Genomic DNA, 25,010 nt, shown 5'->3' with positions numbered 1-25,010 from the left:
CCAAAGGTATCTCCTATTAGCCTCAGGACAGAATTTTTAGACGCGACATTCTAGCGATCTGTCGCTACCCTGTCGAGCCAATAGCCACTATGTGGACATTGTCTGCGCTAAATTCTCGAATACTGACCCCAAAATTAGCGAAAAATGCGATTTGAACACCGCTTCATCGCTGTCAGCATATCTAGAATGGGGACAATAGCGACTTTTTCAAGAGAATCGACAGCTTTTTTTATTGAAAAGCCTAAAAAGAGATCTTGCTCTTGTTTTACTCCACAGAGTTGGAAACTAAATCCCTATTCATCTCTACAAACTATTAACATTTTCTTACGTGACAAAAGGAAGGTGTCAAGGAGCGTGGGATGTCGCAGAGAAACCGTATTATACTGATTTTTTTCGCCTTCTATTTCCTCTGCGCGTTCATCGGTGGTCACTGGGTTTGGAGCCATAGCTACCAGTCATTACTCGACAAACATCAATCGCAGTTGGAGCGCTTTTCTAGCCATATTCAAAATAAGTTAGATAAATATGCTCACATCCCACACCTGCTTTCTAAGGATGAACCTTTGGTCGAAGCGCTACTTAACCCAGAAAACAGCGCACAACTTGAAATCACCAATCGATACTTAGAATCGGTCAATGGCGTCATTGAAGCGGCTGACACCTATTTAATAGACAAATGGGGAACAACGATCGCTGCAAGCAACTGGCGTAAAGAACGTTCTTTCGTCGGACGCAACTTTGCTTTTCGTCCCTATTTTAAACAAGCGATTACAGGGCAACGCAGCCAATATTACGCGCTGGGTTCAACATCGGGTAAGCGTGGTTATTACTACTCTTACCCTATTGTCTATGCTGGGGGGGTGCTCGGCGTCGTCGTGGTTAAAATGGATCTGAGTAAGATAGAGGACAACTGGCAACAACCCAACAGCGTTTTCGTAGCAAGTGACCCGAACGGTATTGTATTTATGAGCAGTCGCAATGACTGGTTGTTCAAAAGCCTGCAGCCTCTCGAAGAGCCAACTGCAGCAGAGGTGTGGGCAAGCAGGCAATATTTGAACACCACAATCGACTCACTTGGATTCGTCGGTGACATGAGCTTAGCGCATACCGAAGCGAAGCAAGGCTACCCCTATAACAAAGGGACACTAGTGGTTTCATCCTTACCTTTAGAAAACCTCAAACTCACTATCCGAGTGCTTTCTCCTAAGCAATCTGTCATCTGGTTCACTATGGGCTATTTGCTTGTTCTCACGCTTGTTTTTACTGTGCTCTTTCTCGTTGGGCAGCTCATTTATCATCGCCAGCAGCGGCATCGACAAATCGAACGCATTCAGCAAGAAGCAAATCAGAAATTGGAATATCAGGTAATGGCTCGCACCGCTGAATTGCAAGCAGAGATAGCACAACGTATCGAGACAGAGCAAACCTTACGCGTTACCCAAGACGAGCTGGTGCAAGCCGCAAAACTTGCTGTGCTGGGACAAATGTCGGCAAGCATCAGTCATGAACTCAATAATCCCCTCGCCGCCATTCGCAGTTTTGCTGAAAACGGTAAGCTTTTCTTGCACAAAGAGAAATATGAACGGACGGAAGATAACTTAACGCGTATATCCGCCCTGACCGACAGAATGGCGAACATCAGTCAGCAGCTGCGCTCTTTTGCTAAGAAGACCAGTGGGAATGAGCTGGCACAAACTCACCTTCTGCCCGTTATTGCCTCCGCAAAAGAACTGATGAAGCCGGCATTCAAATCAGCCCGAGTGACATTAAGTACCAAACTCATAGAACAAGACGTAGAAGTGCAGATCAACACAATTCAACTCGAACAAGTGCTGGTGAACTTATTGACCAACGCAATAGAAGCGACCAAAGGGCAAGAAAACAAGCAAGTCCATTTGTCTATCGAAAAAGATATACAAGCCGAACTCGTATGGATTTATGTCGATGATAATGGCACGGGGCTCGGTGAGTTCACCTTTTCACAGCTATGCGAACCCTTTTTAACCACCAAGCAAAATGGCTTAGGTTTAGGGCTCTCGATATCGCAACAAATTTTAGCTGGTATGAATGGCAAATTAAGCGCCCAGAATCGAGAGCAAGGCGGAGCTCGATTCTCCATTTGCTTACCTCTTATTTCATCACACACCACATAACAAAAGGATTGAACTATGTGTCAGGTGTTTTTTATTGATGACGAAGCCGATCTCAGACTGGCGATCGAACAAACCTTTGAACTGGCAGACATAGAAGCCAAGTTTTTTCCGGATGCAGAGTCGGCTTTGATCGCGATGCAACAAGGAGAAGGCTCGGGCGTGGTCGTCACCGACATCTGTTTGCCGGGCATTTCTGGTATGGATTTACTGACCACATTAACCCAGCGCGACCCAAACTTACCCGTCATCATGATCACAGGACACGGCGACATTTCAATGGCAGTTCAAGCTCTTCATCAAGGAGCCTATGACTTTATTGAAAAACCATTTGCACCTGAGCATCTGGTAGAAACCGTCAAACGCGCAATTGAGAAACGCAAATTGACGAATGAAAATGAGAAACTGCGTCAATCCCTGAAAGCCAGTCAAACCTTGGGACCGCGTATTATTGGAGAAACCGAAAGTATCCAACTGCTACGTGAAACCATCACTCACATTGCTGACACCGATGCGGATATATTACTGTTTGGAGAAACGGGGACAGGTAAAGAACTGATAGCTCGCTCTCTGCACGAACAAAGCTCTCGTCGGAACCAAAACTTTGTCGCGGTAAACTGTGGGGCAGTACCTGAGAACCTCATCGAAAGCGAGCTTTATGGTCACGAAAAAGGGGCGTTTACCGGAGCAGAAAGTCGTCGTATCGGTAAGTTTGAATTTGCACAGGGTGGCACGTTATTTTTGGATGAAATCGAATCTATGCCAGTTCAAGCACAAATCCGTTTACTGCGCGTTTTGCAAGAAAGAGTGATTGAGCGGGTTGGTTCCAATGAGTTATTGCCATTGGATATTCGAGTGATTGCAGCAACAAAGGTGGACTTAAAGCAAGCCTCTGAACAAGGCACATTTCGCCAAGACCTCTATTATCGCCTCAATGTGGTAACACTGGATTTACCGCCGATGCGCGAGCGTAAGGAAGATATTCCCGCACTATTCCACCACTTTTTACTGGTTGCCGCATCACGCTATGGGAAAACCTCCCCTAGCCTCTCCTCACAAGATTTGGCTCAGTTAATGGCACATGATTGGCCGGGTAATGTGCGTGAGTTACGTAACGCGGCAGAACGATTTGTTTTACTTGGGAAACTGATACAGCTAGGCGACGCTTCGTGCACATCTACATCCCCATCGAGCCTTTCTGAACAAGTGGCAGAGTTTGAAAAAGCAGCCATAGAGAGTGCTCTACTGGAGAACAGCGGGAGTATCAAGCAAACGATGGAACAATTGAATGTGCCTCGAAAAACCCTGTACGACAAAATGCAACGCTATCAGATAGATAAAGATCTATATAAATAAAACGCCGTTTGCGGTTTGTTGTTATATCCAACTTGAATCATACTTTTTACTAACGAGAGTTTAATGGTTCATATGGATATGACAGAGAAAATCAGGATACCCGTTATCACAGATACCGTGATGGTCGACGGTCATTATCAGGAAGAAAGGCGATCCGGTGAAGATCGGCGCAAAAATAGAAAGAAGTGGCTTGGTTACGAGCGCAGAGTCAATCCCGACCCTCGTAGACCTTCCTACAAGTCAATAAACGAAGAGGTGTGAATCGTCACACCTCTTTTGTTTTAACTGTTTCGGCTCTTACCGTTCACTTGCCCTGCCGCTACTTAGTAATGATTTCCGGTCCCATCAGCGTCGTTGGCAACCAAGTTGACACCCAAGGAACGTACGTCACGATAATGAGGAATAAGAACATCACCGCCACCCACGGTAGCGCCGCTTTAACCACATTCATCATCGACATTTTGGCGACCCCAGCAGTCACAAACAAGTTAAGTCCAACAGGTGGCGTAATCATGCCAATTTCCATGTTAACGACCATCATGATGCCAAGGTGAATCGGATCGATGCCCAGAGCGATCGCTATTGGGAACACTAGCGGTGCCACAATGATCAACAAGCCCGAAGGTTCCATAAACTGACCACCAATCAACAGCAGCACGTTCACGACAATCAAGAAAGTAATAGGACCTAGCCCCGCCGACAGCATAGATTCAGTGATCATTTGCGGTATGCGTTCTTCTGTCAGCACATGCTTAAGAATCAAAGCGTTGGCAATGATAAACAGTAACATGATGGTCAGCTTGCCTGCTTCATACAAGGTGTGTTTGGTGTCTTTATGAACGAAAGTCTGGAACACTTTAACTAAGGCTGGTTTACTATTTTGCTTATCAGCAAAGGGCCCCATGTCTTTGTATACGAAGTTGGCAATGAAGAAGGAATACACCGCCGCCACTGCCGCCGCTTCTGTTGGGGTAAAGATACCGCCGTAGATACCACCCAAAATGATCACCACCAACAACAGACCCCAGCTCGCATCTTTGGCGGCATCAAAGGTTTCTTTCCAACCCACGAAAGGCTGTTTGGGTAAGTTTTTGATCCGTGCGGCAATGTAAATGGCGATCATCAACATCACTCCCGCAAGTAAGCCTGGAATCACACCACCAAGGAACATACGTCCAACCGACACATCAGTTGCAGCGGCGTACACCACCATTACAATCGAAGGAGGAATCAAAATACCCAGCGTACCCGCATTACAGATCACGCCTGCAGCAAACTCTTTGGAGTAACCGTTTTTGATCATACCAGCGATAACGATACTACCGATCGCAACCACCGTCGCAGGGGACGAGCCAGAAAGTGCAGCAAACATCATGCAAGCCACAACTGATGCCATCGCTAACCCACCGCGAAACCAACCTACAATGGCAATCGCGAAGCGGATAATGCGCTTGGCAACGCCACCCGTAGACATAAAGCTAGAGGCCAAAATAAAGAAAGGTATCGCTAACAAGGTGTAGTGGCCAGCAAACGCGTTAAATAAGGTTTGTGCTACCGATGCAAGAGAAGCATCTGAGTGCATCAATAAGAAAAGAATACTGGACAGACCCAGTGAGATAGCAATTGGCACACCAATCAACATGAAGCCAATGACCATCAAGAATAACAACAGAATATCCATGATTTATTGCTCCTTGCGATCTGATGACGAAGAGCCGTTTGGAATCGCATCAGCGGCTTCGCTCAGTTCTTCTTTAAGTGCTTCCAACTCTTCTTCTGCTTCATGACCTGCAATCAAACGGTCTAATTTACCCGTCGCGATCTGCCATGTGATTTGTACAAAACGAAAAGTCAGAAGTGCCATACCAAGAGGTAAAGCAAAGTAAGGAATAAAACGAGGAAGCTTCTCATAGCGTTCCCCTTCGTTGAGCCAGTCCGCTAGAAACTGAAACATCTCAGGCATAGGAATATCGTCGGTTTCATACCATGCACGCTCAGTGACAAACGGATACCAGTAATTCCAAGAGCCGATTAACAGTAGAATGGAAAATGCCAAACAACACACAGCAGCAAGCAGTGCGAGGATCTTACGTTTGCCTTCAGGGACCATGTTAATGATGACATCAACACCGATATGAAAGTGCTTCTTCACACCGTAGGAGGCACCGACCAAAACCATCCATGCGAACATGAATACCGTCAACTCAAGTGCCCAAAGGATGTTGTCGTTAAAGACATAGCGGAAAATAACATTGGCAAAAGTCAGCAACGTCATTGCACCAAGAAAGAACGCAATCAGCGTTTCTTCAATCGCATCGGTGACTCGTCCTGCCTTGGAAAAAAAAGTCTGTTCCATAATTACATCACGTCATTATTGGGATAAAAGGGTCCCCCTCCTCCATATTGGAGTACGCGAGGACCAATCGTAGTGCTTAGTGCTTTTTACTTATGAACCCAAAGAAACTTGGGCTGTTTGATTATTGGTTGGAAGCAAGAGCGGCATCGATAAGATCTGAACCAATGTCTTTCTCGAATTTCTTCCACACAGGTTGCAGTGCCGTCACCCACTCTTGACGCTGCTCAGGCGTTAAAGTACGAACCACACCACCGGCTTCAATGATGTTGTTCTTATTAGCAAGGTTCACCTTGGTTGACTCGGCATTACGCTGAGCCGTCACTTCTTGAATAATGGTATTAAGCTGTTCGCGCTGATCGTCTGGTAACTTTTTCCAGAAATCGTTCGATGTCACAACTAAGTAATCTAGGATGCCGTGGTTGGTTTCAGTAATGCCATCTTGTACTTCGAAGAACTTCTTACCGTAAATGTTCGACCATGTGTTTTCCTGACCATCGATAACTTTGGTTTGAAGACCGCCATACACTTCTTTAAATGACATTTTTTGAGGGTTTGCACCAAGCTGTTCGAACTGAGCCACCAATACGTCGGAAGCTTGCACACGGAACTTCAAACCTTCCGCATCGCTAGGCAACATCAATGGCTTGTTGGCAGACATTTGCTTCATACCGTTATGCCAAAATGCCAGACCTTGCAAGCCACGACGCTTCATTGCATTTTTCAGCTTTTCACCGGATTCCGAGTTTTGGAAACGGTCGACAGCCGCCACATCCTCAAAAAGGAAAGGAAGGTCGAAGATGCGGTACTTCTTGGTGAATTTCTCAAACTTAGAAAGAGAAGGGGCAGCGAGTTGAACATCACCATTAAGCAGAGCTTCAAGCACCTTGTTGTCGTCGTAAAGCGTCGAGTTAGGGAAGACCTGCATGCAAACTTTGCCGTTCATCTCTTCATTTACACGCTTTTCCAGTAGCGAGGCAGCAATGCCTTTAGGGTGTTTATCTGTGTTCGTTACGTGACTGAACTTGATTACGGTTTCACCAGGGTCACAGTTTGCAGCAGCATTAAAGCTGGTGATGGCTAGAGCAGATACAGACAAAAGGGTTAGAGGCTTGAACATTATTATTCTCCTTGTTGAATCACATCCCATCCTTTCCATGAATACCAAACGGGCAGAGGGTGATGGGTACAGATGTTCAACAAGGAGCAAGTTGTAGACCAACTCAATTATCAACTTAAAATCAGTAAGTTAAATTAAATTCAAAAGTTAGCCAGTGCAAAAAGGGGTTAAATCCACCCATGCTAATCTGCGTGATGGGTGGAGAATGACACATTTAAGAAGAGCAGCTAATTTCCATCTTTTTCCCCCACTCTGGAGGCAGTTTGGCGTAGTCGTCCAACTCTGGCTGCTCGTCATAAGGACGCTTGAGCAATTCAGCCAGACGGCTTACTTCACTGAAGTCTCCTTCCTCTGCCTTATCAATGGCAAGTTGAGCTAGGTAGTTACGCAAGATGTATTTTGGATTCGCTCGACGCATCTTTTCACAGCGAGTTTCTGCTGATACGCACTCACCGCGCTCGTCCACTTCCAACTCACAGCGGGCAAGATATAAGTCTACCCATGCACTTGCAGCTTCTCGATCAATAAACAAATCAATCACAGCTTGGGACGAGTTAACGTCTAAGTTAGACAACTCACGGAAGAATCGCGTGTAGTCCGTTTTGTTTTGGTTTAACAGCTCAAACATGGCTTCGAACAAGCGTCCGTCTTCTTCTATTTTGGTCAAAAGACCGAGCTTGGCGCGCATCAATTCACTGAACTTCTGGCTAAGGCGCATTTCAAACTTTCCTAGTGCTGCCTCCAGATCTTCCCGCTGCACAAGCGGTGACAAAGAATGTGCTAAAGCCGAAAGGTTCCAAAGAGCGATACGTGGTTGCTGTTCAAAGGCATAACGCCCTTGGTAGTCCGAATGGTTGCAGATGTAATTAGGATCGTAGTCGTCGAGGAAGCCAAACGGTCCATAATCAAAAGTTTGCCCAAGTATCGACATGTTGTCGGTATTCATCACACCGTGGGCAAAACCATAGGCTTGCCAGTACGCAATCATCACTGAGGTTTTCTCCACGATGGTCTCGAACATGGCAGCATATGGTTTCTCCACTTCTAAACAATCTGGGAAATACCACTCGATGACTTTATCAGCGAGGTACTTTTGCTCACTAAGTTGGTTGGTGTAGAAAAAATGCTCAAAGTGACCGAAGCGAATGTGCGTTTCAGCGATTCGAATCAGTAGCGCGCCATATTCCATCTTCTCACGGTAAACAGGCGTATCGCTGTCCATCATGCCAAGCGCTCTGGTCGTAGGAATGCCTAACCCGGCCATGGCTTCACTGCACAGATATTCGCGGATCGTAGAGCGCAATACTGCCCGACCATCCCCCATCCGTGAGTACGGCGTGAGCCCTGCTCCTTTGAGGTGAATATCAAACCAAGTGCCATTTTGGTGTTGCATCTCAGCCAGTAACAACCCGCGACCGTCACCTAAATCCGGGTTGTACACGCCAAATTGATGCCCTGCGTACTTCATTGCCAAAGGAGCAAATGATGCAAATTCGTTTTGCCCTGCAAACACATTCAACAACTCTTCATTCGCGCTTTCTGGTAAGCCAAATTGCTTCGCTAATTCTCCGTTCCAAACAACCCAACGTGTGTTATCTAAAGGCTGTGGCGTGACATAAGTGAAAAACGCAGATGGCAGGTCACTGAAGCGATGGGTGAAATTAACACCTTCCCAGATGGACATAGTAGTTCCTTAATAAAACGACTTCCTAAACGTGAGTATAAGCGCTGAACAGGTTTCTCTTCAGCCACGAATTATTCATGGGTATTTACGAAATACCGATAACGACAGACCAACATGAGATGACTTCACAACGCGTCACTGTACTACGGGACGAGACAACTAAAGAAATAAAAAAGCCACTCGGCTGAGTGGCTTTAATGAATGAACAAGAGACGCTTATTGCTCGCGACGACGCCAGCCAAACAGCCCTAATAACAATAGTGCCCAGTAAGACAAAGCACCACCGCCACTATCCGAATTGTCAAAACTTAAGCTGCTTACCGAAGCCACCACTGACACATTCACTGAGCCAGTCGCCAAGCCACCATTCCCATCCGACACGGTGTATTCCAGTTGAACATTCGTCACTTGATCTTGAGGTGCTTGGTATTGGATCTTTCCATCCACCACACTTGCCGTTCCCACGCCGGATGGATTACTCACGCTCTGCAACACTAAGCGATCTTCATTGAAATCTAAATCATTAGCGAGCACGTTGATCATAATGCTCTTTCCAGACTCAACACTGGCGCTATCTTGATTAGTAACCGGCGGCGTGTTCTCAACATCAACACTAACCGTCGCGGTTGCAGACAAACCGCTAGGGTCCGTGACCGTCACTTGGAAGGTAAGCGTCTCTCCCGCCTTCGTTCCTTGCGCCACAGTAAACTTCGCGTTCACACTATTCGCATCTGAAATAATGGCTTTAGTACCCGTCGTTTGCTGCCATCTATAGTTAAGTGCATCACCATCAGGGTCAGAGCTTGAAGAAGCTGACAAGCTGCCTTGCCCGTTCGCTGTCATGCTACCGATATCAACTTCGGCATTGGCTGTTGGCGCTTCATTTTGACCATTCACACGCACTTGCACCGCCACTGGCAGCGATTTCAGCGCACCATCTGAAGAAACAAGACGATATTGGAAACTGTCATTACCCACAAAGTTTTCTTTAGGTGTGTATTGGGTGCCGCTCAATGTGCCATGCGTAGGTTGTTGAGTGTATTCCACATTGAATTGATAGCCAGGGGCAATAAAGTCATTCGACATAAGCGCAAGCGTTACAGGCACGTTTTTGTCCGTCGTCACCGTGTCCGTTTTAGCCTCTACGATATTGCTTGAATCAATATCAAACAGCGCGCCAAAAGGAATGTAAGAGAAGTTTTGACGCATTAAACCTGAAGAGTAAATACGTTCACGATCTCCTGCCCAAATCGTTGGCACTGTTTCTTGTTCCGTCGCTAAGGTGCTTCTAAAGTTATAGTTAGATTCAAAACGCCCGTTCTCAATTTCAACCACAAGCAAATGCTTACCTGCCGTTATGCGACTTGGTTGTTCAAACAGAATACGAGTGCTGCTACGAAGTGAGCCTGCCTGCAGAAGCTGCGCCTCATTTTGATCGAACTGCAAACTGAACGATTCAAATCCAGGATGTGGGAAACGCCATACCTTGTAGTTCATCACCCCAGCATTGTCATTAGGTGTCACATAAAGTTGCAAGCCATCCAATTCTGAAGCCACTTTAAGATCCAAAGAGACAGCCAAAGCGTCATCAGAGCTTGGGTAAACATATCCTCGATGGAACGAGTTTTGCCACGCCGACTTGTTTGGTTCACTTGGCATGGTTAGTGAAAACGTTGCCGAGTTTGATTCACTTGAGATATTTGAGATACGAACACCCGTGTTAAAGCCTGCTATGCCGATCAAACTAGGGTTGGAATCGTCAGAAATGCTCGTGCCACCATTTGGATAAAGATCTCGATCGTCGCTAGGAAAACCGGCTTCCAATTGTTTGCGTCCGTCAGCTTGCATGATCTGCACCTGCATATCACCGACATCGTTGAATCGATTTAAGATATTCACCGACGTTGCCAACACCCCTTCTGATACCAATGCTCGGTCGTACCCTTCAAACCGTCTATTCTCAAGGTAGATACGAGGACCGAACTCTTTAAGATAAGGATCAAGATAAACGAGCTTCACTTGCCCATTTTCAACCGAAGCAGATTCATCGCTGGATTGCGCAATGTCCGGCAGTACAAAGCCCGCAGCATGCTTACTCCAAGCGCTCATGTTGACCGGTGTATCTCCAGCATAACGGTCGCCTTCTTTCTTCGCCCAAGAACCACCCCCCATCACGCCCCACTGACCAATAGATGCATCGCTGTTGTAAGAGTACAAATCCGGTAACCCAAGCATCAGGTGACCAAGTTCATGGACGATCACCCCCAATGTGGATTGATGCGTCTGCTGAAAGTCAGCAAACACACAGTAGTCTCTGATGGTAGTTCCGTCGATTGACACCGCATCATGTGAGTATTTGTGCGGCCATATAGAAGGACGATCTAGCTGGTTTGCCGCCAAGTCCCCACCAGCAAAAACAAACATAACCGAGAGCTCTGTTGGTTCGACACGACCGCTGCTGTCGGTGTCGTATTGAGCTAAGTTGATGTATTGGTCTAGCTTTTGGTACGCCTCAGAAAAAACCGCCTTAAGCTTGGTATTACAAGCATCACCGCTGGTTTTGGTGCTACAGTTAGGATGGTTTTGGTTCACCGTGACACTAATAACGCCATCATCCGCAGTGCCATAGCTTTCCTTCGCTGGTACGACGCGATACTTCCCATGTGAGTTCTTGTCATAATAATCCACCACGCTTTGACGATTTTCGCCAAACACCAACTGTTGAAAATCGTTAACCATAGTCTGGTTATTAAACGACACCTCAACCACCAGCAAAGGCTGTTGAACCACACTCGATGAACTCATTGCTCGGTATCCTTGCTGAGCTTGGCGCATCAAGTTTGCACGAGCTTGGGGTTCTAGTGTTCTCAAAGAAGAAAGAGAAGGTTTTAATAGTACATCAGGGCGGTTTTTCGATACTTGTGGAGCGATTGCAGATTGTGTTTTTTCTACTCCAGTCGAGACAAGTAGCGGCTGATCCGCTTCTCGCTTGATCTCAGCAAAAAACCAAATATCACCGTCTTTGATTAATGCATTTCCTTGCTTATCTTCATGCCAGTAGAAACTAGCGGTACCGCGAACCAGAATTTCACTGACCGTCCCATCACTGAGAGTCACGGGTTGCCAAATAGGAGATGGGGGTGTGGTTGCCATGCTGTGACCAGAAATCAGCGCGGTCAACATGGTGAGTGCGAGAGTCTTTAACTTCAAACTACGGCTCCATGAGTTCGATGTGTAAGCCATGCATCTCATATGCAAATGATTACAACAAGTTATATATAGTGGAGCTATGAAATAGTACAGAAATCGAGAAGGAATGAAATGCTGTGACAGGAGTAGATCGAAATTATTTGCATTCGCTCACTAATTTTATAAAAAATGCGAGAGCCGAATAATCAAAACTCTCGCGTAAGCTATTAATATTAAAAGATTAAAATGCAATTAACCTGTTAAAACGTTATCTTCTGGGTATTTAATTAATGTCGGTTCTGGTCGCGCCAGCATGTAGGCTAGTGTCAATGGACCAATACGACCGATGATCATCACAACGATCATGATGTACTTACCTGGTTCCGACAGTTCTGCTGTCAATCCAGCCGTCAAACCTACCGTCGCAAAGGCAGAAATGGTTTCAAACATTACCTTATCAAACGCGGCTTTCTCAGTAATCATCAACAAAAACATCGCAGTGGTGAGGATAGCGCCACTTACCACGATAATCGCTAATGACTTGGTTACGGTTTGCCAATTCACCGTGCGTTTAAAGATCACAACATGCTTTTTCTGGCGCAAGAACGCCCATGTTGCCATAAATGCCACTGCAAAAGTCGACACTTTAATACCACCACCTGTAGAGGTTGAGCCCGCACCAATCAACATCAGTACGATCATCACTAACAAAGCAGGTTGGGTAAACTGAGCCAAATCTACGCTGTTAAACCCAGCGGTACGTGCACTTGCCGATTGGAAGAAAGCCGCTAGCCATTGCCCCGCAACAGGCAAAGACGCCATGGTATTTGGGTTATGTCTTTCCAGTAGCCAAAACAAAATAGTACCGACACCAAGCAATGCAGGTGTCGCGATCAACATGATTTTGGTGTGCAGATGCAAAAAGTGAAAGCCTTTACGCCAATGCAGCCATAAATCACCGATCACGGTGAAGCCCAAGCCACCGAAGATAAACAAACCCGCTAGGGTGAAAATCACCACCGGGTCGTTAACAAAGCTCATCATACTATCGGAGAACAACGCAAATCCTGCGTTATTGAATGCTGAAATAGAATGAAACAGCGCATAAAACATGCCTGTTTGCCAGCCCATTTCTGGCACCCAGCGGAAAGATAGGAAGATAAATCCAATGGTCTCAGCAATCAGAGCAAAGACAACGATTTTCTTGACCAATTTACGTAAGTTGACTTGGCGATCTTGCCCTAATGCATCTTTCGCAAGTGCTTGTTGACGCAAACTCAAACGAACACCAAACATATACAGCAGCACCGCAGACAGCGTCATCTGCCCTAGCCCACCAATTTGCATTAAGAACATCAATAGCACTTTACCCGCCAAGGTAAAGTGCTGCCCGGTATCTACGACACCAAGCCCCGTTACACTGATAGCCGAAGTCGCGGTGAACAAAGCGTCAGTGATAGAAAGCCCGGTTACAGAAAAAATCGGCAGGGTCAGCAAAACAGCAGAAGGCAATAACACACCGAGAAAGCTCAGCAATATAATGCGCGGTTCGCCACCTTTCGCTTTATCTCGTTTGCCATCTGGGGCGTAAAACACGCCTCTCTGATGAAATTGCTTCATAGTGATTTCAACTTGCTCGCAAGTTTGTCTTGGGGTCCCACAACAATGATGAGATCGCCGATCTCCAGCGTTGAATTGAGATCCGGTGCTTTGGTGATTTCTGGACCGCGTTTAAAGCCAAGCACTTGTACACCTTCCACCTTACATAAGGCTAAATCGCCAAGTGTTTTGCCCATCCAACGAGAGCCAATCACAAACTCTGTCATGGCTAAGCCACTGCCTAGTGGATGAAACTCCAACACACGTTTGTCCAGCATCTTACGCGCCACACGAATACCCATATCACGCTCTGGCATGATGACGTGGTCTGCACCGATTTTTTGTAGAACACGTGCTTGGAAGCGATCATTCGCTTTTACCCAAACCGATTTCACACCCGCTTCTTTTGCGATAAGTGTTGCGAGGATGCTGGCATTGACGTCTGCACCGATAGCAATCATGACCATGTCATAATCATCAAGCTTGAGTTCTGCGACTGTCTCTTCATGAGTACAGTTCGCTACGATGGCTTGGCTAACAAATCCCGCCGCTTCTTTCACTCGGTCTTCGTTAATGTCTACCGCCAAAACTTGTGAACCTGAATCCTGCAGTTCTTTACAAACGGCCAAGCCGAAACGACCTAGACCAATTACAGCAAATTGCTTATCACCAGTTTTCATTCGTGCCTCATTTATGCGTTGAATAGCAGGCGCGAAAGTCTGCGCCTATTCCTCACCATCTGCAAACATGACGACAAAAAATTGACAAAACCTTAACTCAAACCTTCGCGCAAGATCTAACCAAAGCGTAAGACACATTGAACGAGTTTTCCTAATTATTAGCAATTAAATCAAAAGAATAACTACATGCTTCACACTTCATCTGTGCATGGTTTTCGCTATCAAATAAAGAAAGAAAACTGAGACCACGTTGAACAAAAAGCCAGAGAGAAAAGAAAAAAGTAAAAAATAAGCCGCATCGAGGTGCGGCTTATCATGTAGAAAAGAGCTATCAAACGTTATTTAGCGTTACGTTTATCACCATTTTCGCGACGTGGACGCTGATCTTGCGGCTTACGCTTGTTCTTCGGAACATAGTTCAGAATCGAAATTGGCACAGGTTTTCTCGGTGCAAAACCTTCAATTTCTACACGCTCTAGCAAATGACCAAGGCGGCTTTCGATCATGCACAGGTTTTTGAAATCGTCTTTCGATACCAGTGAAATCGCCTCGCCCTCTGCACCAGCACGACCAGTACGACCAATGCGGTGTACATATTCATCGGCTGGGTAAGGTAGATCGTAGTTAATCACGACAGGCAAGTTATCAATATCGATACCACGTGCCGCCACACCCGTTGCCACTAAGTATTGGATTTCACCGGCTTTGAACTTCTCAATCAGTTCTTGGCGAACACGTTGGTTACGACCACTGTGGAAAGCTTCAGCCACAATGCCACGCTTCTCTAATTGAGTAACCAGTTTCGCTGCGCCATGTTTTGTCTCGATGAACACCAACACTTGCGACCAGCCGTTCTCATTCAACATGTGGCTCAGTAGTGAAGATTTCATGTCTTTATCAACGGTGGTGATCCATTGCTTAATGTTTGACTTAGACGCGCTGTGCTTTGCAATGGTGATTTCTTCAGGATCAACAATTGCATTCTTTGCCAAATCACGAACTGGGTTAGATAAGGTCGCGGAGAACAGCAAGCTTTGAATATCTTCTGGCATGCAATCGATGATCTTATCAATCGAATCAATAAAGCCCATATCCAACATTTTGTCAGCTTCATCTAGGACCAGCATTTCCACTTCATCAAAGTGAATAGCACGCTGACCGTAAAGATCAATCAAACGACCTGGAGTACTTACGACGATGTCTACGCCTTCAATCAACGCTTGTTTTTGCGATGCGTAATCCACACCACCGAACATCGCCATAGAACGCAATGGTAGATTTTTGCCATACGCTTCAATGCTCTGATGAACCTGAAGAGCCAATTCGCGCGTTGGCGTTAGGATGATCGCACGTGCACGCTTTTTACGTTGCGTTTCGCCGTGGCTCAGTTTTTCTAAGATTGGTAATACAAAGCTGGCAGTTTTACCTGTACCCGTTTGTGCTGCGGCAATTAGGTTGCTACCACGCAGAACAATAGGAATGGCTTTTTGTTGGATAGAAGTCGGTTTTTCGTAACCCAGCGCCTTCACAGCATCTGTGATAGAAGCACTTAAACCAAGCTTAGAAAATGGCATACAAACGTCTCAACGAAGAAATGGGCGCGTAGTGTATCAGAATCCGAACTAAGTAACAGAATCTATCTGTCTCCAGCAGAGGCTTACTGAAATCTACTCGTGGCGACAAAGAAATTCTATCCTTTTAATCAGTCATTCAATTGTTACAGCGTGATGATTTATTCGCCACTTCACGTTTCTTGTATTTGAACCTCGTTATGCTGCTAGGGTGTGCATCACTGGAAAACTTCATGGACATTTTATTACTGGTTGGATTAATCGCGCTCAATGGTGTGTTCGCCATGTCTGAGATTGCATTAGTGACTGCCAAAAGCGGTCGACTGAAAAAGTCAGCCGAACACAGCCCTTCCGCTCGTCTTGCTTTAGAGCTTAAGAATAACCCCACTCAATTTCTCTCTACTATACAAATCGGCATCACCGTCATTGGCATCCTCAGCGGTATTTTTGGTGAAGCAACCCTCTCAGTTCCATTCGGGCATTGGCTCGTCGCACAAGGTTTAGAACGTGAGATAGCAAATATCCTTGCAACGGCAATTGTGGTGGTCATGATCACTTACTTCGCCATCGTGATTGGTGAGCTCGTGCCAAAGCGTTTTGCACAAAACAATGCCGAACGCATCGCTGTCATCGTTGCCTACCCAATCCACTGGCTAGCAAAATTGACCACGCCATTTGTCATGCTACTGACCGTTTCGACCGACACACTGCTTAAGCTTCTACGCCAAAACAACGCAGGCGAAATCGTCACAGAAGAGGACATCTTTGCTGTCGTTAGCGAAGGTTCCGAATGTGGTGCTATTGAGCCTCAAGAACAATTGATGATCCGTAACTTGCTCCACCTTAATGACCGACTAGCACTTTCACTCATGACACCGAGATGCGATATCCATTATCTCGATTTAGATTTACCTCTCGATGCGATTTTGAGGAATCTACGTCAAACTCAGCATTCTGTTTGGCCCGTCTGCAAAGGAGGGTTAGATAACATTATCGGCACCGTTTCCTCTAAGGCGTTATTAGATGAATACGATGAGCTATCCATTTCTCGCTTAGCCAAGCTGTTGAAACGGTCGCGCTTCGTACCCGAATCAATGAAAGGTCTACCACTGCTCAATTACATGCAACAAACCAGTACCGAGATGGTGTTTATCGTCGACGAATATGGCGATGTGCAAGGACTAGTAACTCACTACGATCTGCTTAAATCCATCGCTGGTGAATTGGGCATGGCACCACAGCAACTCTGGGCAAAGAAACAGAAAGATGGCAGTTGGATCATGGATGCGCTGATCCCACTTAACGAGTTGAAGTACAAACTAACGTTGAACCATATTGAAGGCGAAGAAATAGAAGGATTCCAAACATTGAATGGTTTTCTGACGTGGTTAATTGGGCGCGTGCCGACTCAAGGAGAAACCGTCGAATATCAACAATGGCAATTTGAGATACTACACGTGAAGAATAATCGCATTGTCCAAGTCAAAGTCACCGAGTCGCTCTGTGAAATGAAAAGCGATTAAAGCGGAATAAAAAAGCAGCTTCCGGCTAGGAGGCTGCTTGTTAGATCAAACCAGTATTCGCTTTAGAATAGGTAAGTTGCACTTACGTATGCACTGCGACCTTTCTCTGAATAACCGTAGTAGTCGTCTTCATCATCAAGCTCGACATCAAAGATGTTGTTCAAGCCAGCTTTAAGATTGAGCTGTTGGAAGTCATAAGCAACACCAAGACCGACAAGCGTGTAGCCATCTACTGTTTTGTTCTCACGGCTTAGGTTTGTGATCACCTGTTCACCAACGTAGTTTACTCGCGCAAACGTAGTGAATGCGTCAAACACTTCCCAGTTCAAATCAAGATTTGCAAGATGCTCTGGCGTCTTCATGAGCGTATCACCCGTGCTCTTGTCTTTCGCGTCCGTGTAGGTGTAGTTACCCTTTAGGTTGATGCTGTCAGTAATGTCATACCAACCTTCAAGCTCGATACCTTTGATCTCTGCTTTACCGATGTTTTGGTAAGTGAAGATAGGCATTTTACCAACCGCACCAACTGGCTTGGTTAGGTCGCGTTCAATCTTGTTCTTAAAGTCCGTGTAGTAGTACATCAAGCCAACACCCATAGACGTGGACTCATAAGCAAAACCGGCTTCGTAGCTTTCTGATTCTTCAGGTTTTAGATCATCGTTACCCGTTAACCAACAACGGTTACCACAACTGATTACACGTACTTGATCGCTGCTTTCCATCATACCCGGCGCACGGAAACCACCACCCGCACCGCCTTTGAACACAAATTCATCGGTGAAGCTATAAACTGCATATGCTCTTGGACTGAAGTGACTACCATACACTTCATGGAAGTCTTGACGACCACCAAGTGTCAGCGCCAATTTATCGAGATCGAACTCACCCTGAACAAAAACCGCGCCTTGATAGTTATCGATGTCGCCTGATGGTACATCTCGGCTGTTTTCCAATTCAGAAGTACGGTATTCGCCACCAAACACCCACTCATGTGAATCACGCCACAAACCAGAAACTTTAAAATCAAGCGTGTTGTTTTGTAGCTCAACATCAGCAGCGCCATTGGTGTATGCCGTACTTGCATCATCAAGCTTCATATTTTCGCCATACAAACGTACTTGTGTATCCACAGATTCCCATGCACCTTCATGCGTCAGTCCGTAGTTCCAACGCGTTGAGTCTTGAGAATTTGTTTGCGCACCCGAACGAGGATGGACCCAATCCGCTTCACGCTCATCGTTGGTGTAAATCACATCGGCGATCAAACGCTGTTCATCAGTAAGCTGCCAAGCCATCTCACCAAATACATTGGTGGTGTCTTTCTTTTCTAATGCATCAAAGGTCGGGTTAGTATCGGTACGCCACGGATCTCTTGAAGAGCTTTCAACAATGATGCTGCCTTCAAGGTTTTGTGCGAGTTCACCACTAGCGTAAGCATGACCTTTAACACCATCACCACCGTCGCCTTCAAGAATGCTTTCGTATTCCAAACCAACAGAACCTGATGTCTCTTTGGTTGGCGACTTCAAGATAACGTTGACCACACCACCCATCGCTTCAGACCCATACAGGGAAGAAACCGGACCGCGAACCACTTCAATTCTCTGAACCGCAGTCAGTGGGATGCTTGATAAGTCAAAATCGTTACCACGAATCAAAGCATCTTGAGAGTTAATACGACGACCGTTAATCAAAACCAAGGTGTGCTTAGAATCCAGACCACGAATACGAATGGTGTTACGACCGTAAGCTGTACTACTCAACACACTCACCCCGGTAGCACTACGCACCGCTTCTGAAATGTCTTTTACCGGCATCTTAGCGAGATCGTCAGCGGTAATTACCGACACTGATGCCGGTGCAGTCAACTCTGAATGCTGTGTTAAAGACGCTGTCACAACCATGCGCTCCATTTCCACAACATCATCTTTATCGTTAGCAACTGCATGACCACTGAGTGCCGTCAAAAGTGCACCGGCAAGCACTGTCGGCATAAATGTGGGCTTTTTAACTAAACTATTCACTGCATATCCTTATATCTATTTTATAAATAAATTGAGCTCGCAAACTCTAATAAACGAATGTATAAATGACAATCATTACTACTCGTATTTACATTTAGATTTGAGCTGGGCTATATTTTTGAACTGCAACACATTGAAAAGCACCGAGTTGGGTAACATTCTCGACCCTTTCTGTCTTCAATTAGAAAGTGTCAGTCCAAGGGTTCACATCGTAAAAGCCACACCGGAGATGTATTCCAAATTGGGCTTTCCCGAGGAAGAGCAACAAATTCATAAGTCGATAGCTAAACGCCAGCGAGAATTCAGAGCAGGACGCAACGCGGCTCGTGCCGCCATACAAATGCTCTCCTTAAGCCAAGATAACGGGAACTCCCCGCTCATTTTGACGGGAAAATCCAGAGAGCCTTTATTCCCTCAGCCAATCAGTGGCAGCATCAGTCACACTGATGGTATTTGCCTCGCGGGTTGTGCATTAAAAAGTGACATCGCAAGCTTAGGGATCGACGTAGAACGCAATGTCCCCCTCGCCTCACACCTTTTTACAAGCATCTACACAGGTGACGAACAGAACTTAATCAAATCGTCTAGCCACCTACCTGATGCTCTGATATTCAGCATCAAAGAGAGCTTGTTTAAATGCTGCTTCCCCTTTGTTCAGGTGTATTTCGATTTTCTAGAAGCACAAATCACGCTGCTGCCTGAGAGTAAAAACTCAGGACAATTTCGCTTCGAACTGATTGGAAATAACCAAACCTCTTTAACCGCCAAATTGCCCGACCTTCCATTTCATGGCTACTACTGCTTCAACAAGCAGTTTATTTTCTCGCTGTGCTATTTCTCCTCATGAAGTCGTCATTCATTTCTATTCGATGACCTTTTTGATCACCATTTGCTGTCGTTCATTAACCAGCGGTAAGCGCTGCTCTAAACGCCACTTCCACATTTGTGGGATTGAAATACCTACTGTATCGAGTTGCCTTGCCTGCGGACCCAAGTACCAATAAGCATCAACCAATTCATCTAAGCAGGTAAAAGCATATGGATTCACGGGAGGCTTTTTCGGGATCAGTTCAAGAAACGAGCGCTGCTTTAGTAAAGGCTGATCCGTCGGGTAAATGCCATGTTCAGGGGCATTCAGTTCGCTAGATAAGATGTGTGGCCAAACTGATACATACTGCTCACCAAACTTGTGTTTCGCTAGCTCACCGAAGGTGCTGTGTTTTGCCATAAAGCCCAACGTTGGCGAGCACTTCAGAATGTGTCTTGCACCAACTAACACCACCACACCAAGCCCACATTTCGACGTTTGTTTTTCTACTCCTTCTGCCAAAGCTTGATCACGTTGTGCACTGAGCTTTGCTAACTCTTTCGAATGTTGGATGTCTTCCCAGCTGAACGATGGTTCGGTCAACACTATCTTGATCGGCACCTTACGCGTGCTATTTACAGCACGAACTCGCTCAAAGAAAGCACCGTAACAAGGATGCAACCAAGCGGGAAATGCGACTGAGTCCAACCACACCGCCGCTAATTCAGCTTGGGTAACCGTCTCTCCCGATAAGTAGTTATTGAGTAATGCTTGATGCTTGGCATTCCCAAATTCAATGAACAAATGGGAAAACGAACCATCCAATTCAGGTGCAAGTAAGGCTTCCGTTATCTTCTCGAACAGTTCGCTAAACCAATGAGCTTCACCGATGGCAACTACACTGCCAGCGTTAAGTTTGCTTTTGAGAAAAGCCAGAGGGGAAACCGCCCCCTCCAACAAATCCTTAGTTTTTGCTTTGGTTGAGGTATCAAACATCAAATCTCTCTCTCAGTTCTTCAACCATATGTGAACCAATCAAACGCAGCATATCTGGGCGCATCATTTCACGGTGAATACACGCGACATCGATCACTTTGAGCTCACCATCCATGTATTTGAACCATCCATTGCGATCAAGAAATGCTTCTTCTGGTGGCTTCTCCGCATTGAAAAACAACACATCCCCTTGATACTGATAATTGACGCTATCGCGTACGCGATGGTTGTTGTTAATGACCACTTCCACCATTGCCGTAATGGTTTCAGCACTCAGGTGCGCCATTGATGATCCTGCATCTTGTAAGATGTCGATCACTTCAGGTCGCGTTAGGCTAGAATGCAACGATTCATCAAACTCTACCCCAGCCATACGAATTAAGGCGCCAAGCGCTTTCTCTTCGCCAGGCGGGTGCATACTTTGCCATTGCTCCGTTGGGTAAGAGTCCAACAAGGTGACTAAGCCAACTTCTTGACCTTGCTGCTGTAAGATACCCGCCATTAAATGCGCAATCATGCCGCCAATAGACCAGCCTAGTAGGTGATATGGACCAAAGGGTTGTTCTTCTCGAATCGCCGCCACGTAATCCTCAGCCATTTCGGTCATTGATTTAGGTAGCGGAGAAGAAGGGTCACCGAGGTTTTTCGCTTGTACGCCGTAAAGAGGCACATTGGATGGAATAATCGGAGTCAAAGCCGCATAGCACCAACTCAAACCACCAGCAGGATGGACACAGAAAATAGCTGGCTTGCCCTCTCGTTTTCGCAGAGGCAGTAAGATATTGAGCGCTTCATCGCTTTCACTGCCATTTAACTTGGCCGCAATACCGGAAACCGTCGGAGACTCAAACACCGCCGCAAGCGATAGCTCAATTCCCATGATCTCTTTCACATGAGCAATCAACTGAGCAGCAAGCAACGAGTGTCCGCCTAATTCAAAGAAGTTGTCATCCACACCAACCGCCGGTAAATCAAGTAAGCGGCAAAATAGTTTGCATAAACGCTCTTCAACAAGGTTACTTGGTCCTTTTGTGCTCACTTGAGCAGACAAATCTGGCTTGGGTAGCGCACCACGATCCAATTTACCATTCGGTGTTAAAGGGAAGCTTTCAAGCTCAACAAAATAGCTTGGTACCATGTAATCCGGTAATGGCTCAGCAAGGTACTTTTGCAGTGCATTAGTATCAATTCCCTGCTCAAGATCCTCTACCGACACATAAGCAACAAGGCGTTTATCATTCTCAGTATATTCCTGAGCTAACACGGCAACTTGCGCAACACTTGGGTGGTTTGCTAAGGCATTTTCAATCTCTTCTAACTCGATTCGGAAACCACGAATCTTGACCTGAAAATCGCTTCGCCCACAGTATTCAATCGCACCATCTTCGCGCCAGCGCGCTAAATCACCAGACAAGTACATTCGGCTACCTTGTGGACCAAAGGGATTGTCGATAAAGCGCTCTTGAGTCAGTTCTGGCTGACCATAGTAGCCCATCGCCAACTGTCGACCTGCAATGTATAAGTTACCCACCACACCAGGAGGCACAGGATTAAGTTCGTCATCAAGAATATAGATTTGCGTGTTCCATACAGGACGACCTATAGGAATCGAATTCCCTTGCGTATTCGCCTCACTCGGCCAGTAAGTTACGTCCACCGCAGCTTCTGTCGGACCGTACAAATTATGCAATGGTGCATCAAACTCTTGGTAATAGTGATTGACTAGCTCCATTGGCAACGCCTCCCCGCTACAAAAGACTTGGCGTAGACTTTGGCACAATCTGGCATCTGCTTGTTGTACGAAAATTTGCAGCATTGAAGGCACAAAATGCAAGGTGGTGATCTGCTCTTTATGAATCAAATCTTGTAGGTATATTGGGTCTTTGTGTCCGTCTGGTTTCGCAATAACAAGGCACGATCCGACCATCATTGGCCAGAAGAACTCCCATACTGAAACATCGAACCCTGCTGGCGTTTTTTGTAATACCCGGTCTTTCGCATCAATTGGATATTGGTCGTGCATCCACAAGAGTCGATTGACAATCGCATCATGCGTAACGACGACGCCTTTTGGTTTCCCGGTCGAGCCCGAGGTATAAATCATATAAGCTGGTGAATGAGGTTCTGGCTTAACTTGAGGAGGCAACGGTTCTACTACTTTGTATATCGTAGGCAGCGTCTCATCATCCACTAGCTTTACATCCACCTCTTGCGGCAGTTTGTCTTGAAGCGTCTTGGTTGAGAAAACAAATTTCGGTGAAGAAGATTCGAGCATGTAGTGGATACGCCCCTCGGGGTAGTCAGGATCCACAGGCACATAAACCGCGCCAGCCGCTAAAATGGCTTGCTGTACTACAATCAGCTCTTCGCTTCTGGGGACACACACAGCAATGCGGTCACCAAGCTCAACGCCTTGCGCTGTTAACCAGTTGGTGAGTGAATACACTTTGCGAGCCAGTTGCTCGTAACTCAACTTCTGACCTTCAAAGATCAAAGCCGGAGCGTGTGGTGTCAAAATACGTTGGCGAGCCATGATGGCGGACAGCGTCGTTTCCGGCACTTCGCGAGCGGTATCGTTCCATGTCTCGACAACCTTCTCTCGCTCACCAGCCAGTAAAATACTGACATCACTCACTTGGCAATGAGAAGAATCTTGAGCTTCTGCGCTTGTAAAAAAGTCACTCATAAAATGGAACAAGCGTTGTTGATGCTCATGAATCTCTTTCTCTGAATACAGCTCTGGATTCGCATCCATATCGATGTGTAATTGCCCAGCTAATTCATAGCAATAGAAAGAAATGTCATCGACCGGTCCGGCTGATAAGTTGTGTGCTTTTGAAGTGAGGTCACCGAATTTATGCTCGTACTCAAACGGCATAATATTCACCAATGGACCAAATAGATTACGATGATCTTTTACCAAATTTAGCTCGCGATGAAGCTCTTCATAGCGATAGCTTTGATGACGGCGAACCGATGCAAATTCTTGGTTAACTTGCTTCACCAACGTTTTGATATCCAGTCCTGATTCAAAACTGACTCGTACGGGAAGAATATTGACGCGCATCGCCGGAGTTTGAATGGCTACCGAGCCCAAACGCCCCATCAGAGGCACACCAATCACCACTTCATTGGAGCGTGTCATACGGTGTACATAAGCCGCGATAGATGCGATAAGTACGCTATACCAGTGTGTTCTGCACTGTTTAGCTAACGACTCCATTCTCTGAAAGTCAGAGGCTGCCATTGCACCTTTTAGACGAAGGAAATGGTCTGAAGTCACTGTCGGCTTACCCGCAAGGTTTACAGTGTCAGAATGGTCGGCATAACGCTGTAAATAAAATACGCGATCTTTTTGGTATTTCTCAGAAGCTTTATAGTCATCATCTTCTTTCAAAAGAGCCTGTTGGTCTGCAAATTCAAGCTTCTCAAAGTGCTCTCCTTTAACCAACTGACCATAAACATGCGCCACCCGCCCCGCGACCAGCGACATGCTGTAACCGTCTATCGCAATGTGATGCAGTGAAAGGAACCAAACGTATTGATCATCGGAGAGCTTAAGCAATGCCATGATGAATAAAGGACCTTGTTCCAAATCGACAGGTTGCTTTAACTGATCTTTCATCCAAGTCACAACTGCATCAAGCGGTTTAACGTGTTGCGAAAAGTCGATACGTTCGACTTGCCAGTTTTGTCTATCTATCACCATTCGCGGTCCTTCGGTGGTAGTGACAAACTTAGCGTGCAACGAGTCGACTTCATCAATTGCCGTTTTGACTGCTTCAACAAAACAAGGCTCATCCACCTCGCCTTCAATAACCAGGTATTCGCCAGTCTTATAAATTGGATTTTCAGGGTCACGTAACTGAGCAAACCAAATCCCAGCTTGGGCATCCGTAAGCGGCAACAACTGCTCTGCCGTATAAGGTAAATCGTACATGTTCATTCCTTTGTCAT

The 25,010-nt window shown here is 46.0% G+C and carries 16 protein-coding genes; 5 read left to right on the top strand and 11 right to left on the bottom strand.

Annotated elements, in window-relative coordinates; genetic code table 11:
* Nucleotides 1–359 precede the first annotated feature (359 nt).
* The 3 genes from OH459_RS11325 (at nucleotide 360) to OH459_RS11315 (ending at nucleotide 3,767) form a co-directional block, all read left to right on the top strand.
* Nucleotides 360–2,153: a sensor histidine kinase gene (locus tag OH459_RS11325; protein ID WP_029788625.1), complete on the top strand. Its 1,794-nt coding sequence runs from the start codon at nucleotides 360–362 to the stop codon at nucleotides 2,151–2,153.
* Nucleotides 2,154–2,168: 15 nt separating this feature from the next.
* Nucleotides 2,169–3,506 carry a sigma-54-dependent transcriptional regulator gene (locus OH459_RS11320; RefSeq protein WP_009698346.1) on the top strand — a complete coding sequence of 446 codons (1,338 nt, stop codon included), beginning with the start codon at nucleotides 2,169–2,171 and terminating at the stop codon, nucleotides 3,504–3,506.
* A 78-nt stretch (nucleotides 3,507–3,584) separates the two neighbouring features.
* On the top strand, nucleotides 3,585–3,767 hold the full coding sequence (locus tag OH459_RS11315; RefSeq protein WP_026000132.1) for a hypothetical protein: 183 nt from the start codon (nucleotides 3,585–3,587) through the stop codon (nucleotides 3,765–3,767).
* A 58-nt stretch (nucleotides 3,768–3,825) separates the two neighbouring features.
* On the opposite strand, the gene OH459_RS11310 is transcribed toward OH459_RS11315, so the two are convergent.
* From OH459_RS11310 to OH459_RS11275, 8 genes are all read right to left on the bottom strand, one after another.
* Nucleotides 3,826–5,187 (bottom strand): TRAP transporter large permease, encoded by a 1,362-nt coding sequence (locus OH459_RS11310; RefSeq protein WP_005446567.1) that lies wholly within the window; start codon nucleotides 5,185–5,187, stop codon nucleotides 3,826–3,828.
* Nucleotides 5,188–5,190: 3 nt separating this feature from the next.
* Nucleotides 5,191–5,862 (bottom strand): TRAP transporter small permease, encoded by a 672-nt coding sequence (locus tag OH459_RS11305; protein WP_005446565.1) that lies wholly within the window; start codon nucleotides 5,860–5,862, stop codon nucleotides 5,191–5,193.
* Nucleotides 5,863–5,983: 121 nt separating this feature from the next.
* A complete protein-coding gene (locus tag OH459_RS11300) occupies nucleotides 5,984–6,979 on the bottom strand; it encodes a TRAP transporter substrate-binding protein (protein ID WP_009699389.1) in 996 nt (331 codons plus the stop codon).
* 214 nt (nucleotides 6,980–7,193) lie between these two features.
* Entirely contained in the window at nucleotides 7,194–8,663 is a 1,470-nt protein-coding gene (locus OH459_RS11295; RefSeq protein WP_038898577.1) for a protein adenylyltransferase SelO, read from the bottom strand.
* A 216-nt stretch (nucleotides 8,664–8,879) separates the two neighbouring features.
* Nucleotides 8,880–11,873, bottom strand: coding sequence for a M6 family metalloprotease domain-containing protein (locus tag OH459_RS11290; protein WP_269986798.1), 2,994 nt, complete (start codon nucleotides 11,871–11,873; stop codon nucleotides 8,880–8,882).
* A 231-nt stretch (nucleotides 11,874–12,104) separates the two neighbouring features.
* Nucleotides 12,105–13,472: a TrkH family potassium uptake protein gene (locus tag OH459_RS11285; RefSeq protein ID WP_029788629.1), complete on the bottom strand. Its 1,368-nt coding sequence runs from the start codon at nucleotides 13,470–13,472 to the stop codon at nucleotides 12,105–12,107.
* Complete coding sequence (locus tag OH459_RS11280; protein WP_005446558.1) at nucleotides 13,469–14,131, bottom strand: potassium channel family protein; 663 nt, start codon at nucleotides 14,129–14,131, stop codon at nucleotides 13,469–13,471. Before OH459_RS11280 ends, OH459_RS11285 begins: the two co-directional genes overlap by 4 nt.
* Nucleotides 14,132–14,469: 338 nt before the next feature.
* Entirely contained in the window at nucleotides 14,470–15,705 is a 1,236-nt protein-coding gene (locus OH459_RS11275) for a DEAD/DEAH box helicase (protein WP_050937211.1), read from the bottom strand.
* Between the two features lie 197 nt (nucleotides 15,706–15,902).
* Between OH459_RS11275 and OH459_RS11270 the strand changes: the two genes are divergently transcribed.
* Complete coding sequence (locus tag OH459_RS11270; protein ID WP_033007918.1) at nucleotides 15,903–17,225, top strand: hemolysin family protein; 1,323 nt, start codon at nucleotides 15,903–15,905, stop codon at nucleotides 17,223–17,225.
* A gap of 62 nt (nucleotides 17,226–17,287) precedes the next feature.
* Here OH459_RS11270 and OH459_RS11265 read toward each other — a convergent pair whose 3' ends face one another.
* Entirely contained in the window at nucleotides 17,288–19,249 is a 1,962-nt protein-coding gene (locus OH459_RS11265; protein WP_020480883.1) for a TonB-dependent receptor domain-containing protein, read from the bottom strand.
* Between OH459_RS11265 and OH459_RS11260 the strand changes: the two genes are divergently transcribed.
* Nucleotides 19,224–20,096: a 4'-phosphopantetheinyl transferase family protein gene (locus OH459_RS11260; RefSeq protein ID WP_061065705.1), complete on the top strand. Its 873-nt coding sequence runs from the start codon at nucleotides 19,224–19,226 to the stop codon at nucleotides 20,094–20,096. The two genes, OH459_RS11265 and OH459_RS11260, sit on opposite strands and share 26 nt — an antisense overlap.
* A 15-nt stretch (nucleotides 20,097–20,111) precedes the next feature.
* Here OH459_RS11260 and OH459_RS11255 read toward each other — a convergent pair whose 3' ends face one another.
* Both OH459_RS11255 and OH459_RS11250 read right to left on the bottom strand, forming a co-directional pair.
* On the bottom strand, nucleotides 20,112–21,053 hold the full coding sequence (locus OH459_RS11255) for a hypothetical protein (protein WP_038898580.1): 942 nt from the start codon (nucleotides 21,051–21,053) through the stop codon (nucleotides 20,112–20,114).
* A complete protein-coding gene (locus tag OH459_RS11250; RefSeq protein ID WP_269986790.1) occupies nucleotides 21,046–24,993 on the bottom strand; it encodes an enterobactin synthase subunit F in 3,948 nt (1,315 codons plus the stop codon). The genes OH459_RS11255 and OH459_RS11250 overlap by 8 nt, the downstream gene beginning before the upstream one ends.
* Between the last annotated feature and the right edge of the window lie 17 nt (nucleotides 24,994–25,010).

The organism is Vibrio sp. MM46 (assembly GCF_027587135.1).
Classification (GTDB): Bacteria; Pseudomonadota; Gammaproteobacteria; order Enterobacterales; family Vibrionaceae; genus Vibrio; species Vibrio harveyi.
Note: the sequence above shows the minus strand (reverse complement) of the source record. Positions and strands in the feature narration are given on the sequence as shown.

Excerpts from the sequence above, each read along its gene's own strand:
- OH459_RS11325 (WP_029788625.1), top strand. The coding sequence starts at position 360 with ATGTCGCAGAGAAACCGTATTATACTGATTTTTTTCGCCTTCTATTTC.
- OH459_RS11320 (WP_009698346.1), top strand. The coding sequence starts at position 2,169 with ATGTGTCAGGTGTTTTTTATTGATGACGAAGCCGATCTCAGACTGGCG.
- OH459_RS11315 (WP_026000132.1), top strand. The coding sequence starts at position 3,585 with ATGACAGAGAAAATCAGGATACCCGTTATCACAGATACCGTGATGGTC.
- OH459_RS11310 (WP_005446567.1), bottom strand. The coding sequence starts at position 5,187 with ATGGATATTCTGTTGTTATTCTTGATGGTCATTGGCTTCATGTTGATT.
- OH459_RS11305 (WP_005446565.1), bottom strand. The coding sequence starts at position 5,862 with ATGGAACAGACTTTTTTTTCCAAGGCAGGACGAGTCACCGATGCGATT.
- OH459_RS11300 (WP_009699389.1), bottom strand. The coding sequence starts at position 6,979 with ATGTTCAAGCCTCTAACCCTTTTGTCTGTATCTGCTCTAGCCATCACC.
- OH459_RS11295 (WP_038898577.1), bottom strand. The coding sequence starts at position 8,663 with ATGTCCATCTGGGAAGGTGTTAATTTCACCCATCGCTTCAGTGACCTG.
- OH459_RS11285 (WP_029788629.1), bottom strand. The coding sequence starts at position 13,472 with ATGAAGCAATTTCATCAGAGAGGCGTGTTTTACGCCCCAGATGGCAAA.
- OH459_RS11280 (WP_005446558.1), bottom strand. The coding sequence starts at position 14,131 with ATGAAAACTGGTGATAAGCAATTTGCTGTAATTGGTCTAGGTCGTTTC.
- OH459_RS11275 (WP_050937211.1), bottom strand. The coding sequence starts at position 15,705 with ATGCCATTTTCTAAGCTTGGTTTAAGTGCTTCTATCACAGATGCTGTG.
- OH459_RS11270 (WP_033007918.1), top strand. The coding sequence starts at position 15,903 with ATGCTGCTAGGGTGTGCATCACTGGAAAACTTCATGGACATTTTATTA.
- OH459_RS11255 (WP_038898580.1), bottom strand. The coding sequence starts at position 21,053 with ATGTTTGATACCTCAACCAAAGCAAAAACTAAGGATTTGTTGGAGGGG.
- OH459_RS11250 (WP_269986790.1), bottom strand. The coding sequence starts at position 24,993 with ATGTACGATTTACCTTATACGGCAGAGCAGTTGTTGCCGCTTACGGAT.